General features: G+C 60.9%; 16 protein-coding genes. 6 read left to right on the top strand and 10 right to left on the bottom strand.

Features of this window, described 5'->3' with window-relative positions:
- Nucleotides 1-8: 8 nt before the first annotated feature.
- The 5 genes from clpS to BHMPCIPO_RS08700 all read right to left on the bottom strand — a co-directional run bounded on the left by clpS (nucleotide 9) and on the right by BHMPCIPO_RS08700 (nucleotide 3,268).
- Nucleotides 9-362 (bottom strand): ATP-dependent Clp protease adapter ClpS, encoded by a 354-nt coding sequence (gene clpS, locus BHMPCIPO_RS08720; protein WP_173516377.1) that lies wholly within the window; start codon nucleotides 360-362, stop codon nucleotides 9-11.
- Nucleotides 363-599: 237 nt separating this feature from the next.
- Nucleotides 600-956 (bottom strand): phasin family protein, encoded by a 357-nt coding sequence (locus tag BHMPCIPO_RS08715; RefSeq protein WP_173516376.1) that lies wholly within the window; start codon nucleotides 954-956, stop codon nucleotides 600-602.
- Between the two features lie 278 nt (nucleotides 957-1,234).
- Nucleotides 1,235-1,438 carry a DUF3126 family protein gene (locus tag BHMPCIPO_RS08710; RefSeq protein WP_034796738.1) on the bottom strand — a complete coding sequence of 68 codons (204 nt, stop codon included), beginning with the start codon at nucleotides 1,436-1,438 and terminating at the stop codon, nucleotides 1,235-1,237.
- A gap of 100 nt (nucleotides 1,439-1,538) precedes the next feature.
- Nucleotides 1,539-2,366: a serine O-acetyltransferase gene (cysE, locus tag BHMPCIPO_RS08705; protein ID WP_173516375.1), complete on the bottom strand. Its 828-nt coding sequence runs from the start codon at nucleotides 2,364-2,366 to the stop codon at nucleotides 1,539-1,541.
- A gap of 95 nt (nucleotides 2,367-2,461) precedes the next feature.
- Entirely contained in the window at nucleotides 2,462-3,268 is an 807-nt protein-coding gene (locus BHMPCIPO_RS08700; protein WP_173516374.1) for an alpha/beta fold hydrolase, read from the bottom strand.
- 168 nt (nucleotides 3,269-3,436) lie between these two features.
- On the opposite strand from BHMPCIPO_RS08700, the gene BHMPCIPO_RS08695 reads away from it, so the two are divergent.
- Together BHMPCIPO_RS08695 and BHMPCIPO_RS08690 are read left to right on the top strand one after the other, a co-directional pair.
- Nucleotides 3,437-3,682 carry a zinc-finger domain-containing protein gene (locus BHMPCIPO_RS08695; protein ID WP_057255736.1) on the top strand — a complete coding sequence of 82 codons (246 nt, stop codon included), beginning with the start codon at nucleotides 3,437-3,439 and terminating at the stop codon, nucleotides 3,680-3,682.
- A 9-nt stretch (nucleotides 3,683-3,691) separates the two neighbouring features.
- A complete protein-coding gene (locus tag BHMPCIPO_RS08690) occupies nucleotides 3,692-4,858 on the top strand; it encodes an FAD-dependent monooxygenase (RefSeq protein ID WP_173516373.1) in 1,167 nt (388 codons plus the stop codon).
- Nucleotides 4,859-5,035: 177 nt separating this feature from the next.
- Here BHMPCIPO_RS08690 and BHMPCIPO_RS08685 read toward each other — a convergent pair whose 3' ends face one another.
- The gene (locus tag BHMPCIPO_RS08685; RefSeq protein WP_173516372.1) at nucleotides 5,036-6,226 is read right to left on the bottom strand and encodes a cystathionine beta-lyase; all 1,191 of its coding nucleotides are present in this window, start codon (nucleotides 6,224-6,226) and stop codon (nucleotides 5,036-5,038) included.
- 339 nt (nucleotides 6,227-6,565) lie between these two features.
- Here BHMPCIPO_RS08685 and BHMPCIPO_RS08680 point away from each other — a divergent pair, with 339 nt between their 5' ends.
- The 4 genes from BHMPCIPO_RS08680 to BHMPCIPO_RS08665 all read left to right on the top strand — a co-directional run bounded on the left by BHMPCIPO_RS08680 (nucleotide 6,566) and on the right by BHMPCIPO_RS08665 (nucleotide 10,831).
- Nucleotides 6,566-7,591 (top strand): amino acid ABC transporter substrate-binding protein, encoded by a 1,026-nt coding sequence (locus tag BHMPCIPO_RS08680; RefSeq protein ID WP_173516371.1) that lies wholly within the window; start codon nucleotides 6,566-6,568, stop codon nucleotides 7,589-7,591.
- 91 nt (nucleotides 7,592-7,682) lie between these two features.
- Nucleotides 7,683-8,876, top strand: a complete 1,194-nt coding sequence (locus tag BHMPCIPO_RS08675) for an amino acid ABC transporter permease (protein WP_173516370.1) — start codon at nucleotides 7,683-7,685, stop codon at nucleotides 8,874-8,876.
- Nucleotides 8,877-8,880: 4 nt separating this feature from the next.
- Nucleotides 8,881-10,038, top strand: coding sequence for an amino acid ABC transporter permease (locus BHMPCIPO_RS08670; RefSeq protein ID WP_173516369.1), 1,158 nt, complete (start codon nucleotides 8,881-8,883; stop codon nucleotides 10,036-10,038).
- Nucleotides 10,039-10,054: 16 nt separating this feature from the next.
- On the top strand, nucleotides 10,055-10,831 hold the full coding sequence (locus BHMPCIPO_RS08665; RefSeq protein WP_173516368.1) for an amino acid ABC transporter ATP-binding protein: 777 nt from the start codon (nucleotides 10,055-10,057) through the stop codon (nucleotides 10,829-10,831).
- An 84-nt stretch (nucleotides 10,832-10,915) separates the two neighbouring features.
- Here the strand turns inward: BHMPCIPO_RS08665 and BHMPCIPO_RS08660 are convergent, their stop codons facing one another.
- The 4 genes from BHMPCIPO_RS08660 to BHMPCIPO_RS08645 are packed head-to-tail and all read right to left on the bottom strand — an operon-like array spanning nucleotide 10,916 to nucleotide 14,167.
- Nucleotides 10,916-11,323, bottom strand: a complete 408-nt coding sequence (locus BHMPCIPO_RS08660) for a DUF4384 domain-containing protein (protein WP_173516367.1) — start codon at nucleotides 11,321-11,323, stop codon at nucleotides 10,916-10,918.
- A gap of 8 nt (nucleotides 11,324-11,331) precedes the next feature.
- Nucleotides 11,332-11,739: a hypothetical protein gene (locus BHMPCIPO_RS08655; RefSeq protein WP_173516366.1), complete on the bottom strand. Its 408-nt coding sequence runs from the start codon at nucleotides 11,737-11,739 to the stop codon at nucleotides 11,332-11,334.
- Nucleotides 11,736-13,274 carry a caspase family protein gene (locus tag BHMPCIPO_RS08650; protein ID WP_173516365.1) on the bottom strand — a complete coding sequence of 513 codons (1,539 nt, stop codon included), beginning with the start codon at nucleotides 13,272-13,274 and terminating at the stop codon, nucleotides 11,736-11,738. Before BHMPCIPO_RS08650 ends, BHMPCIPO_RS08655 begins: the two co-directional genes overlap by 4 nt.
- 2 nt (nucleotides 13,275-13,276) lie before the next feature.
- Nucleotides 13,277-14,167 carry an OmpA family protein gene (locus BHMPCIPO_RS08645; protein ID WP_173516364.1) on the bottom strand — a complete coding sequence of 297 codons (891 nt, stop codon included), beginning with the start codon at nucleotides 14,165-14,167 and terminating at the stop codon, nucleotides 13,277-13,279.
- Nucleotides 14,168-14,179: the final 12 nt, after the last annotated feature.

Below are 14,179 nucleotides of genomic sequence, written 5' to 3'. Positions count from 1 at the left end.
TTAGTTCCTCATTTCTTTTCCATGACGCATTGCAACGGATGCTGATGCTGCCTGGCAAAATCCATCACCTGCGTCACCTTGGTTTCGGCGACCTCATAGGTGAAGACGCCGCACTCTCCGACGCCGTGATTGTGGACGTGGAGCATGATACGGGTCGCCTCTTCCGGGTCCTTCTGAAAGAAGCGCTCCAGAATGTGGATGACAAACTCCATCGGCGTGTAATCGTCATTCAAAAGCAGAACACGATACAAACTCGGCTTTTTGGTCTTCGGCTTGGTACGCGTGATGACGGACGTGCTGCGGTTGTTGCCGTTTCCCTCGTCATCGCTACCTTGCTGCATCCGGACCGGCATGGCGATCATTCTTGTCAGTTCCTTGTACAGCAGCGACCCCATTGAACACGGCCGCAGCGTGCTTGCCCTTTATCTAATGGTTCGTTTCCAGATTTTAAGACCGAACCAACGCACTGCAATCATAATCGCACGAGCGCGCGCAAGATTGATCAACTTTCTTCGGGCCGCTCACAGCAAAAGCGAGAAAACAAAAGGGCCGGTCGCAATTGCTGCGACCGGCCCTCGATAAACTTGTGTGCTCAGCGATCAGGCGGCGGCAGCGGCGGCCTTGACTGCTGCCGTTGCCTTGGCAACCGGCGCTTCGTAGGGCTTGTAAGCATCCTTGGCGAGATCGGCGTACATTTCGCCGATCTTCGTAGCCTCGGCGACGAAGCCTTCGTAGCTCGACTTGATGTAGTTGGTCTGCAGTTCGAAAGCAGCTTCGACACTCTTGGTGGCCGACAGCTTCTCGACGTGCGCAACGCCTTCTTCGAAGGACTTCTTGGAATAGTCGGCGGCTTCGGTCGCGATAGCCTGGAGACCCTTGGTCCAGGCGGAATAGCTCTTTACAGCCACATCAATGGCTTCTTTGCTCTTCTTGTTTGCATCATCGAAGTTGAACATCGGGTGTCTCCTTAGTGACGGCCTGATCTGGAGGCTTCAGTTTATGTGCACTGCACAAAAAGTCAAGACGAGTGTGCAACGCAATAAAATACAACGGATGCAACAACTTGATGAAGAAATGCCGTCGAGCGTAAAATTTCCTTCGATCTTTGCCGAAGACGGAAGATGAATGCCGCGAGCAATTGCCCAAAACGACATCAAGGCTTCATCAGAAACAATAAGCCCCAAAAATCGCGGGGATTTTCGGGGCTCGCTACTTTGTCGTCCGTCGTCAGGACTTAGAGGTCGATGTCGAGGATCGCCATGGAGAAGTTGTAGGAAAGCTCGCCATCTTCCTCATCGCGGAAAACGACACCGAGGAACTCGTCACCGAGATAGACCTCAGCGGACTCGTCCTTCTTCGGGCGAGCCTTGACGACCATCTGCTGGTTGAAGGTGCGCTTGAAATAAGCTTCAAGCTTGCGGATTTCTTCGGGCTTCAAAACACGTCTCCGTAGCCGTTTATCTGTGCGGCGCTTCTCGCACGCTGCATCGCCGGGTGTAAACCCCTCGAAAGAGGCTTACGCACCGGTTCCCGTGTGTTCAGATATCGAAGCTGCTCAGGATCTGGTCCATCTGACGCGACGGCTCGGAGCAACCGGCCTCGCCCACCACCTTCGCCGGCACGCCTGCGACCGTCGTTTTCGGCGGTACCGGTTTCAACACGACGGAGCCAGCGGCGATGCGCGAGCAGTGGCCGATATGGATATTGCCGAGAATCTTGGCGCCGGCGCCGATCAGGACTCCATCGGCGATCTTGGGATGGCGATCGCTGCCTTCCTTGCCCGTGCCGCCGAGTGTCACGCCGTGCAGGATAGAGACATTGTCGCCGATCACGGCCGTCTCGCCGACGACGAGACCGGTGGCGTGGTCAAGGAAGATACCGCGGCCAATACGGGCGGCCGGGTTGATGTCCGTCTGGAAGACGCTCGACGAACGGCTCTGCAGATAGAAGGCGAAATCCTTGCGGCCGCGCTTCAAGAGCCAATGGGCAAGGCGGTGCGTCTGGATGGCGTGGAAGCCCTTGAAATAGAGCACTGGCTCGATGAAGCGGGTGCAGGCGGGATCGCGGTCATAGACCGCCTGGATATCGACGCGCAGAATGGCGCCCCATTCCGGCCAATCCTCGAGCATCTCCGAGAAGGTCTGTCGCAAAAGGTTCGCCTGGAGGTCGGGATGATCCAACCTCTCGCAAATGCGATAGATCACACTTTCTTCGAGCGAGTGCTGATTGACCACCGTCGAATAGAGGAAGGCCGCAAGCATCGGGTCCTGCTCGGCTGCCACGCGGGCTTCCTCACGCAGGCTGTTCCAGATCGGGTCCATCACCTTCAACGCTTCCGTCTGGCGAAGTTCGGTCTTGGCGACCATCGTCGCTCTCCTTCCTGTCCGTCCTACAGTCACTATAGGGGAAATCCGACATGACTTAAATGGCCCGGCCCCAGTTCCACTCTCGGTCGAGCGGCTCAGGAGCGGGCAAGCGTACGGTGCTCTCCGCCCACTTCTTCGAGGAACTCGAGCACGGCCTTCTTGAATACCCGATCACCAACCGCGAGCATATGGTCCCGGCCCGGAATATCAAGCGCACGCGCATTGGGCATCAGTGCCGCCAGTTCCTGCGGCGAGCCGGCAATGTCGTCCTTCGTCCCGACACCGATCAGGGTGGGCATGTCGATGCGCCCCATGTCCTCGGCCGTCAGCAGATCACGGGATGTCGAGATACAGGCCGCAAGCGCCTGCCTGTCGCTTTTGGTCTGGTCGGCAAAGGCGCGGAACATGCGGCCGCGCGCATGGGTCACGACCTCCAGAGAGGGCGCCACCAGGGCATCGGCGATCGGGTCCCAATCCCCTACCCCTGTCACCATGCCGATGCCGAGGCCGCCGAAGATCAGCGAGCGCACCCGGTGGGGATGTGCGAGCGCCAGGAATGCGGAGATGCGCGCGCCCATTGAGTAGCCCATCACATGCGCTTCGGCGATGCCGAGATGCCCCAGAAGCGCTACGGCGTCGCCCGCCATCTGCTGTGGATGATAGAGTGCTGGATCATAGGGTTTGCTGCTGACGCCGTGCCCTCGATTGTCGAGCGCAATTACCCGGTAACCGGCATCGCCCAGCGTCTTCAGCCAGCCCGGGAACACCCAGTTGACGTTGGCGCTCGAGGCAAACCCGTGAATGAGCAGAATGGGTGCGCCGGCTGGATCACCTTCGTCGAAGAAGGCGATCTCCAGGCCCTCGTGGGTAAAGCGGGAAAACGGCGGCGGATTGAGATCCATCTTTATCATCCTAGGGGTATCGATCCGGCGCAACCTAGTTCGTCGCCCTGGCGAGTGAAACCCCGCCCCGGTAAAAACCACAGCTGCGGCGTGTTTGCCGCTACACTTTTGCACCAAAGCTCACTATGGTGCCGGCAACTTTCAGACTTGCATTCATCGGAGCATGACATGGCCGGCCACAGCATCCCGCACTTCCAGAACGACGGCGGACATCAGGCAATCGAAATCGGCGTCAAGGAATTCATGTGCACCGGCGCGTCCATTCCGTACGATCACCCGCACATCTTCATCGATATGGGCGACGACAACGAGAAGGTCTGCTCCTACTGCTCCACGCTCTATCGCTACAATCCGAAGCTGAAAGCGACGGAAACCAATCCGCCCGGCTGCCTCTTCGCCCACAAAGCCGCCTGACACGCCACGATGTCGCGCGCTGTCGCGATCATCGGCGCCGGTATCGGCGGGCTTGCGGCCGCCTTGTGCCTCGCCCGCCGCGGCTTCGAGGTCGACATCATCGAGCGGGCCGAGGCACTGACCGAAGTCGGCGCCGGCCTGCAGCTGTCACCGAACGCCTCGCGCATCCTCATCAAGCTCGGCCTCCTCGCGAAGCTCGAACGCTGCTGGAGCGAGCCCGAGCACATCGGCCTGGTCGACGGCGTAACCCTGAGCCCTCTGGCCAGCGTATCGGCTGGCGCTTTCGCCCGCCGCCGCTGGCATGCCCCCTATGCCGTCATGCATCGCGCCAGCCTGCAGAAGGTCCTGCTTTCCGCAGTCGAGGCCGAGTCTAGCTGCCGCCTGCAGCTTGGGCATCAGATCGATGCTCCCGATGAGCAGACGATTGAAAGACTGACGGGGCGCCGCCCGGACATCATCGTCGGCGCCGACGGGATCTGGTCGCGATTGCGCAACAGCGTACCCGGTGCCGGCCGCGTAAGCTTCTCGGGCAACGTCGCCTGGCGCATGACGCTCACGCGCGACACGGCCGCGGGCCTCCTCCAACCGAACCAGGTGACGGCGTTCCTCGGTCCTCGCGCCCATCTCGTCGCTTATCCGTTGCGGGAAGTTGACGGCTTCAATCTCGTCGCGATCATCGAGGGCAAGGAGACCGACGCCGTCTGGGTCGGCAAGGATTCGGACGAGCGGCGCCAGGATTGCCTGAATGCATTCTCGCGCTGGAATGCAGGCATTCGCTCGCTGCTCGAAAAGGCTACGGCTCCCACCTATTGGCCATTGTGCACCGTGGACGATGGCGCTTGGCAAGACGGGCGAAGGACCGTGCTGATCGGGGATGCGGCCCATGCAATGACGCCTTTTGCGGCACAGGGCGCAGCCATGGCAATCGAGGACGCCTTCGAGCTTTCCGACTGCCTGGCCACCGGCACCGATGTCCCATTGGCGCTGGCGACATTCGAAGCGAGGCGCCGACCACGCATCGCCCGGGTTCGCCGGCGCGCGGCATTCAATCACTTCGCCTACCATGCCCGGGGGCCTTTACGCCTCGGCCGCGACATCGTCCTGAAACTCAAGGGACCGGACGCGCTCGCCGCCGACCTCGACTGGCTCTACGGCTACGGCGCCCAACGGCCCTAGTTCCGACGCTGCTGCATGTCTTCTTAAATCGACCGCGATTTGAGAGCGAAGACAGGCAGCAAACCAACGCACGACGGCGACCTTTGCGCGCCCGACAAGACGCGCGCCCTGCGGCGCTGAGCCTTCGATAATCGATGCCGGCAAGGCGCCGCCAGTGGTCGCGGCGCCTCTTTTTCGTCAGACGGCGTTCGCCGCCGCCAATCCCGCCTCGATGTCGCGGCGGATATCCGGCACATCCTCGAGGCCGATCTGCAGGCGGATGACCGGCCCTTCCGTCGGCGCCAACGCGACCTTGCGATCTCCCAGGCCAACGTGAACGGCGAGACTTTCGAACCCGCCCCAGGAGTACCCCAACCCGAAGAGCTTCAGCGCGTCGAGGAAAGCGTGCGCCTTGGCCTTGAACCGATCAGGGCTTTCCGCCTTGAGGACAAAGGAGAAGATGCCGCTCGCGCCGCTAAAATCACGCTTCCAGAGTTCGTGGCCCGGGAAGCTCGGCAGCGCCGGATGCAGTACGCGCGCGACTTCGTCCCGCGTTTCGAGCCATTTCGCCAGCGTCAGCGCACTTTCCTGATGGCGTTCGAGACGGATGCCCATGGTTCTGAGGCCGCGCAGGATCTGATAGCTATCGTCCGGCGAGACACAGACGCCAAGGGTGACCATCGCCTCCGTCAATGCCGGCCAATGCGCAGCGTTTGCCGACACGGTGCCGAAAAGCACGTCCGAGTGCCCTGAAGGATATTTGGTGGCCGCATGGATCGATACGTCGACACCATGATCAAGCGGCTTGAAATAGACCGGCGTCGCCCAGGTGTTGTCCATGGTGACGACGCAGCCGTGGCGATGGGCGGCGGTGGCAATCGCGCGGATGTCCTGCATCTCGAACGTGTTCGAGCCCGGCGCTTCGGTGTGTACCAGTCGCGTGTTCGGGCGGATCAGCGATTCGATACCCGCACCAATCATCGGATCGTAATACTCGACGGTGACGCCGAGACGCGTCAGCATCGTGTCGCAGAAGTGGCGCGTCGGGAAATAGACCGAATCGACGACCAGTGCGTGGTCGCCCGCCGAAAGGTAAGCGAGGAACGGCACCGTCACCGCAGCCAGACCCGAGGGCACCAGGATCGTCCCGGCGGAACCTTCGAGCTCGTTGATCGCGTCGCAAAGCGCATCCGTAGTCGGCGTTCCGCGCGTCCCGTAGGTGTATCTCTGTGCGCGCGTTTCCATCGTCTTCGCATTGGGAAACAGCACGGTGGATGCGTGCACCACCGGCGGATTGACGAAGCCGAAATAGTCGGAGGGATTGTTGCCGCTATGAGCGAGACGGGTGTTGATGCCCCTCTTGCCATTCACATTGCCGCTGTCTGCCATTGCATGTTCCGCTTCTGATTTCGAATGAGAAACTCTTCGAATGAGCTACAACTGCGGTCAAGTGGCAAAAATCATGGAGTGTCGTTTTGGCAGTTATTGGCGGGCATTTGGCGATTTTTCGCCCAGCGCCCGCTCGCTTCCTCCAAAAACTGCCTAACTTTCTGGCTTGTTTCGAGTTTTTCACATGCAAAATCAGAAAATCGGCAGCCTCTCTTGACCCTCATGGAATTTGAGCATGAGATAGCCTGTGCTCGCGCCAGGAGGGTGGCGGAGACTGCACGCGCCGGAAGAGGCGCCGGTGCAGACGGGAACTAACGACAACAGAAAAAGGTTCTAAAAATGGCAAGAAGAATTCTGACAGCTCTCGTTGGCGCTGCTGTCATGGGGATTGGCACACAGGCGGCTTCGGGCGCTACCCTTGACGACGTGAAGGCCAAGGGCTTTGTCCAGTGCGGCGTGAACACCGGCCTTGCCGGCTTCGCGGCACCGGATGCTTCGGGCAACTGGAGCGGTTTCGACGTTGACTACTGCAAGGCAATCGCCGCCGCGATCTTCGCGGATGGCAGCAAGGTAAAGTACACGCCCACTTCGGCCAAGGAACGCTTCCCGGCACTGCAGTCCGGTGAGGTCGACGTTCTTGCCCGCAACACCACGTGGACGATCAACCGCGACACCGCGCTCGGCTTCAACTTCCGCCCTGTCAACTACTATGACGGCCAGGGCTTCATGGTTCGCAAAAGCCTGAACGTCAAGTCGGCCCTCGAGCTTTCGGGCGCGGCCGTCTGCGTGCAGACCGGCACCACCACCGAACTCAACCTTGCCGACTATTTCAAATCCAATAACCTGCAGTACAACCCGGTCGTCTTCGAAAAGCTCGAAGAGGTCAACGCCGCCTATGACGCCGGCCGTTGCGACGTCTACACGACGGACCAGTCCGGCCTCTATTCGCTGCGCCTGACGCTTTCCAAGCCGGATGATCACATGATCCTGCCGGAAATCATCTCGAAGGAACCGCTCGGCCCGGCCGTGCGCCAGGGTGACGACCAGTGGTACGACATTGTCAGCTGGGTTCACTACGCCCTGATCCAGGCCGAAGAGTTCGGTATCACCCAGGCGAACGTCGAAGAAATGAAGAAGTCGACCAACCCGGATGTCCAGCGCTTCCTCGGCGTCGAGGCCGACTCGAAGATCGGCACCGACCTCGGCCTGACCAACGAATGGGCCGTGAACGTCATCAAGGCGGTCGGCAACTACGGTGAAGTCTTTGACCGCAACATTGGCGCCGGCAGCCCGCTGAAGATCGAGCGCGGCCTCAATGCGCTGTGGAACAAGGGCGGCATCCAGTATGCCCCGCCGGTCCGCTAAGGCGATCTGATACAACAGGGGAAGCGGGCCTCCCGCTTCCCTTCCAACGATAAGAACACCCATAAGGGTGAAAAGGGGAAAGAGGCATTGCATGGCGATTGGCGTCACAACTACGCCTGAGAAAAGCAAACCGTCGGGGTCTATCATCAATGACCCGCAGGTCCGCGGGATATTTTATCAGGTTATCACCCTCGTCGTTCTCGCGGCCTTCGTCTATTGGGTGGCCGACAATACGATCGAGAATCTGAAACGGGCGAACATCGCTTCCGGCTACGGCTTCCTGAACGGACGCGCGGGCTTCGACGTCGGGCAATCGCTGATCGCCTTTACCAGCGATTCCACCTATCAGCGTGCGCTGCTCGTTGGCCTGCTCAATACGCTGCTCGTAGCGATTTGCGGGATTTTCACCGCAACCATTATCGGCTTTGCGGTCGGCATCGGAAGGCTTTCGCACAACTGGCTGATCGCCAAGCTGTCGCTCACCTATGTCGAGGTGTTCCGGAACATCCCGCCGCTGCTCGTCATCTTCTTCTGGTACAGCGGCGTTCTGGCCATCTTGCCGCAACCGCGCGAATCGGCGGCGCTGCCGCTCAACATGTTCCTCAACAACCGCGGCCTCGCCTTCCCCAAACCGATCCTCGGCGACGGCTGGCAATACACGCTCTTTGCGTTGGTCATTGCAATCGTCGCAAGCATCGCGGTGGCACGCTTTGCGCACAAGAAACAAGACGCCACCGGGCAGCGCTTCCCGATTCTCTGGACGGTTCTTGGCCTTGTCATCGGCTTGCCGCTACTGACGTTCTTCGCCACCGGCTCGCCGATCACCTTTGACGTTCCGGTGGCCGGAAAATTCAATCTTACCGGCGGTTCGGTAATCGGACCCGAATTCCTGTCGCTGTTCCTGGCGCTCTCGTTCTATACCGCCGCCTTCATCGCCGAGATCGTACGCGCCGGCATTCGCGGCGTGTCCAAGGGACAGACAGAGGCCGCCCATGCGCTCGGCATCCGACCGCGCCTCACGACGCGCCTCGTCGTGGTCCCGCAAGCGCTGCGGATCATTATTCCTCCGCTCACCAGCCAGTACCTGAACCTGACCAAGAACTCGTCGCTCGCCGTCGCGATCGGCTATGCGGATCTTGTGGCCGTTGGCGGCACGATCCTCAATCAGACGGGTCAGGCGATCGAGGTCGTCACGATCTGGATCGTCGTCTACCTGTCACTCAGCTTGGCGACGTCCCTGTTCATGAACTGGTTCAACGCCCGCATGGCCTTGGTGGAGAGATAAGACCATGACCACACACCAGGCTACTTTCGTGCGCGCCTCGATGATCGAGGCATCGTCACCACCGATCGCAGAAGGCGGGCTCGTCCGCTGGCTGCGCAAGAATCTCTTCGCCACGCCCAAGGACACCGTGCTTACCATCATAAGCTTGCTGGTGCTCGCTTGGCTCGTGCCGCCGGCAATCCAGTGGCTCTTCCTTGACGCCGCCTGGACCGGCGGTGGTCGCGGCGTGTGTGCCACGGTCGCCCAGGGCGGCGCCCAGCCTGAGGGCTGGAGCGGCGCCTGCTGGGCCTTCGTCAATGCGAAGCTCGACCAGTTCGTCTATGGACGCTACCCGCTCGAGGAGCGCTGGCGGCCCACCCTCGTCGGCATCCTGTTCGTGCTTTTGCTCGTGCCGATGCTGATCCCGAAGGTGCCCTACAAGAGCATCAACGCCATCCTGCTGTTCGCGGTACTACCGATCGTCTCCTTGATCCTGCTTCCCGGCGGCTGGTTTGGGCTGACCTTCGTCGAGACGCCGCTTTGGGGCGGCCTGATGGTCACGCTCATACTCTCTTTCGTCGGCATCGCGGTGTCGCTGCCGCTCGGCATCCTTCTTGCGCTTGGCAGGCGCTCGCACATGCCGGTCATCAAGATGCTCTGCACCGCCTTCATCGAACTGGTACGCGGCATTCCGCTGATCACCGTGCTGTTCATGGCGAGCGTCATGCTGCCCTTGTTCCTGCCGCAGGGCGTTACCTTCGACAAGTTCCTGCGGGCACTGATCGGTGTGTCGCTCTTCGCATCGGCCTATATGGCTGAAGTGGTGCGCGGCGGCCTCCAGGCCATTCCGAAGGGTCAATACGAAGGGGCGGATTCGCTAGGCCTCAGCTACTGGCAGAAGATGAACCTCATCGTGCTGCCGCAGGCGCTGAAGCTGGTGATCCCCGGCATCGTCAACACGTTCATCGGCCTTTTCAAGGACACGTCGCTGGTCTCGATCATCGGCATGTTCGACCTGCTCGGCATCGTTCGCTTCAACTTCACCGACGCGAACTGGGCCTCGTCGGTCACGCCGATCTCAGGGCTAATTTTCGCTGGCTTCATATTCTGGCTTTTCTGCTTCGGTATGTCGCGCTATTCAGGCTTCATGGAACGCGTGCTCGACACGGCCCATAAACGATAAAAGAGGGGAGGATCGCATGGCAAACACCGCCACTGCTTCCAAAATGACCGTTTCTGCGACGGATGTTGCAGTCGAAATCACCGGAATGAACAAATGGTACGGGGACTTCCACGTCCTTCGCGACATCAACCTGAAGGTCATGAAGGGCGAGCGCATCGTCATTGCTGGCCCGTCGGGCTCCGGCAAGTCGACGATGATCCGCTGCATCAATCGCCTGGAAGAACACCAGAAGGGCAAGATCGTCGTCGATGGCATCGAGCTGACCAACGACCTGAAGAAGATCGACGAAGTGCGCCGCGAAGTCGGCATGGTCTTCCAGCATTTTAATCTCTTCCCGCACCTGACGATCCTGGAAAACTGCACGCTTGCGCCGATCTGGGTGCGCAAGATGCCGAAGAAGCAGGCAGAGGAAATCGCGATGCACTTCCTGAAGCGCGTCAAGATCCCTGAACAGGCGCATAAATATCCGGGCCAGCTTTCGGGCGGCCAGCAGCAGCGCGTGGCGATCGCCCGTTCGCTTTGCATGAACCCGAAGATCATGCTTTTCGACGAGCCGACCTCGGCACTCGACCCGGAAATGATCAAGGAAGTGCTCGACACCATGGTCGGCCTTGCCGAAGAAGGCATGACCATGCTGTGCGTCACCCACGAAATGGGCTTCGCCCGCCAGGTCGCCAACCGCGTGATCTTCATGGACCAGGGCCAGATCGTCGAGCAGAACTCGCCGGCCGAGTTCTTCGACAATCCGCAGCATGAGCGCACCAAGCTCTTCCTCAGCCAAATCCTGCACTAAACCAATTCCGGACGGAGAACCGTCTGAGAGAAACGCCCGCCTCGATGAGGCGGGCGTTTTCATTTCAGCGATCGGATGGTCGTCCTATTCCACTCGATAGCGCAACGTGCCGACGGACCAACGGATGCCGCGTCTGTCGAGATCGTCGGTCCAGGTATTCTGCAATCGCGCAACGATGTCGCCAGGCGCATCCCGGGCATTCAGCTCGACCTTCAGCCCACGGGATTTCGGTGCAACACCGCTCAAATCGATGGCATCGCTGATCACGAAAGCGACGAGGACATTTTCGCCCTCGCCCGACGCCTCGAAATCAAAGCCGTAATATTCGTCCGGCAATGTCAGCGGCACGTCTGGCGCAAGCGGCGTGATCTTCCGCGCGAACTCGTTCGGAAAGATCTGCCTCGCCTTGCCCTGGCTGTTCACGTCGAAGAGCAGCAGGTCGCCGCTGGTGCGGCTGGTCACCGTCAGCTTGAAAACGTCGCCGGCCCTCATGGTGTCGGTCAGTCTATGGCAATCCTGACATCTCCGGTCTCTGTCTTGCCGATGATGTCGCTGACCGCGTTGACGGCATTGGCATCTTGATGGATGGGGTGGGCTAGGTTCGGAGTGCCGGCTTGCAGATAAGCCCCCTGCCCGTTGCCGTTTGCGTCCAGCTTTTCGGGCGCGACTGCGCTCTCACCAAGAGCCTGCGCCTTGCTTTCCAACTGCGGGTCGAGATTGCCGCATTTGTCATGCGAAGCGCAATCAGCGGTCGATTGCGCCCTTACGAACTCGAGAAGCTCGGCGTTCGCGTAACTTCCCACACCGACGAGCAAGGCTCGGTCGCCGGCTGCGGCCGGAGCAGGATGCAAGGCGAGACATGTCACCACAGCAAGCACGGCACACCAAGACCTGCCATGCGTGCTCATTGGCCCCGCTCCCTCGTGTAAAGCGGCTGGATGGCGACCGTGCTGTCGCTGCCTTCCAATCGTGTCTCAAGAAGGCGCAGCAGCGCCGCGGCGTCGAGCTTGGAGTTGGTGAAGGCGGCCGCAATGGCGTCGATCGGCGTGTTGGTCGAAATGACGACCAGATGATCGGCGCCGAAGGGTTTCACCACTTCCAGGCCCTGAAGCTGAAACGGATGGCTGCCGCTGCCCGCAATCTGCGCATCGAGAAGCTGCGCTTCACCGGTATTCGCCAGATTGAAAACCAGCATGTTGGCGTAGTCGCCCTGCGCCGCCTTAAAATTGAGACGGTCCCCTGCCGCATAGATGTCCTTGAGCGGCGCAAGCGAAACGCTGCCAGGGCTCTGCGCCGCCAAGGTTTTCAGGAAGTCGACCAGGATGAACTTGTCGACGGCGCCCTGGAGCATTTCCGGCGCGATATGCTCGCCGGCGACATCGCCGTTCGGCGTATAAAACACGCCGGTCGCCGCATCCCAGCGGTAGGGCACGCCATTGCCGCCCAGATTGTTTAGCGGCGGCGCCGCACCGGCAACGCTCAGTGCCAGTTTCCCCGTCCACCCCATCTCACGCGGTGATTTCAGCCGCGTCCTGGCTTCGCCGGTCGCAGTCGCACCAATCGTTGCACTGCGCGGCAGCGACAGAACAATCTCCTTGTCGGAGCGCGGCAACTGCGGCGTAAAGTTCGGCACCTGCAGGGCTTCCGACTGAAGCTTGACGTTGGAGAAGACGTAGTCCTCGAGTTCGATGCGCGAGATCCGGCCATCGCCGTCACGGTCGGCAGCGCCTTCGAGGGCCCGGGCGAAGCTCCAGCTCAGGGCCCCGCGCGGCTCTCCGCCAATCACCACTTCCGGAGTCGGCTGGCTTTCCAGCGATGCGGCCAGGATCGTCACGCTGGACAGTTCCGCCTCCTTGGCGCCCTCGAGCGCCTCCTCGGATGGTGGAGGTACCTTCGCGCGCACGATCGGCGCAAGCCGCGTCTTGCCGGATATGGAACGGTTCATGCCGCCGGAAAAGCAGCTGTCCGAAACGAACAGAACCTGAATGGCCTTGGCCTCGGCTTCCGCGAACCAGGCGTTCAGTTCGTTGTCGACGATGATCTCCTTGCCCGTTTCCTCCGCACGGCTTCTGTCAAAGCCTGGCAGTTCCAGGAACTCGTCCAGGCCGTCGTCCTCGCTGCCCGCGACCAATTCCGGCACCTGCGCGCCGTGCCCGGCATAGGTGAAGACGATCGTATCGCCGCGGGCTGCGCCGGCAACCAATTCGCTCCAGGCGGAGCGGATGGCGTCCTTCGTCGCCTGCTCGTTGATGAACTGCCGTATCGTGCCGACATTGGCCGCTTTTAGCGCCTGCGCGACATCGCGTGCGTCCTTGACCGCGCCGTCGAGGCTCACTTCATGCGGATAGGCATCTACCCCAACGACAAGCGCCGAAGTGGCAGCGAAGACGGGAGCTACGGACAGGACGACGAGCGCCGTCGAAAGCAGGATCCTGTGCAGCACCGCTAGTTCCCCACATCCACTTCCACCCGCCGGTCGAGCTGGTGCAGCATCGCCTCGTCATAGGCGTTCGGATCGTCCGGTTTGAACGGCTCTTCCTCGCCCCTGCCGACGACTGTCCAGGTGCCTGGGTAGCCGGCACCGACGAGGTACTTCGCCAATGCCTCGGCGCGTGCGATCGACAGCGCCTTGTTCGCCTCTGTCGTGCCAACCGGATCGGTATGACCAATCAGCGTGATTGTCGGCGGTTTTGCCGACTTCAGGCATTCGAAAAGATCCTTTGCCGACTGCAATCCCTCGGGCGTGAACTCGGCGGTGCCAAAGACGTAGCGCACCGGCGTGGCCTTTTTCCTGATCGATATGCCGCGGTAGGAGAACTTGCAGGCGCCGCGCGCCGCGAGCTTGACGGGCTTGGTTGCCGCAAGTCGCATCTCCGAGGCCAGCCTGTCCAGCCGCAGGATATAGTCCTTGTCCGGCGCCATCCAATCGGGGGTCAGCTCTTCGTTCGCCGCATCTTCCAGCGCCTGCTGATAATAGGTCGCCGCCGCCTCATAATCCCGGCGCTCCCGGTTGATGTCGCCGAGAGCATCGAGAATCTGCCAGGGGCCACCGGCGTCCCTGCTCGCAGTCGTCAGGTCGCCTTCGAAGCTTTCGAGCTTGGCGCCCTGCCCCACAGCGGCCGCGACCCGATTGAAAGTCGCCAACGCCGCGACCCGACGCGTCAGCGCGATCTCGGTCGCCGAACATCCGGCGAAACGCTCGGGATCGACCGCTGCGCGCGCAGCCGCCTCGTCGCTCCGGTTCAGCGCTTCGGACGCCTGGCGAAGGCCATCGCAGGCCGTCGCGGGCCAGGCAAAAGGCAGCGCCAACGCCGACACGAGAATGAGGGATTTCATCACCTTTGCCAT

Origin of the sequence: Ensifer sesbaniae, from assembly GCF_013283665.1 — a bacterium.
Taxonomy (GTDB): domain Bacteria; phylum Pseudomonadota; class Alphaproteobacteria; order Rhizobiales; family Rhizobiaceae; genus Ensifer; species Ensifer sesbaniae.
Note: the sequence above shows the minus strand (reverse complement) of the source record. Positions and strands in the feature narration are given on the sequence as shown.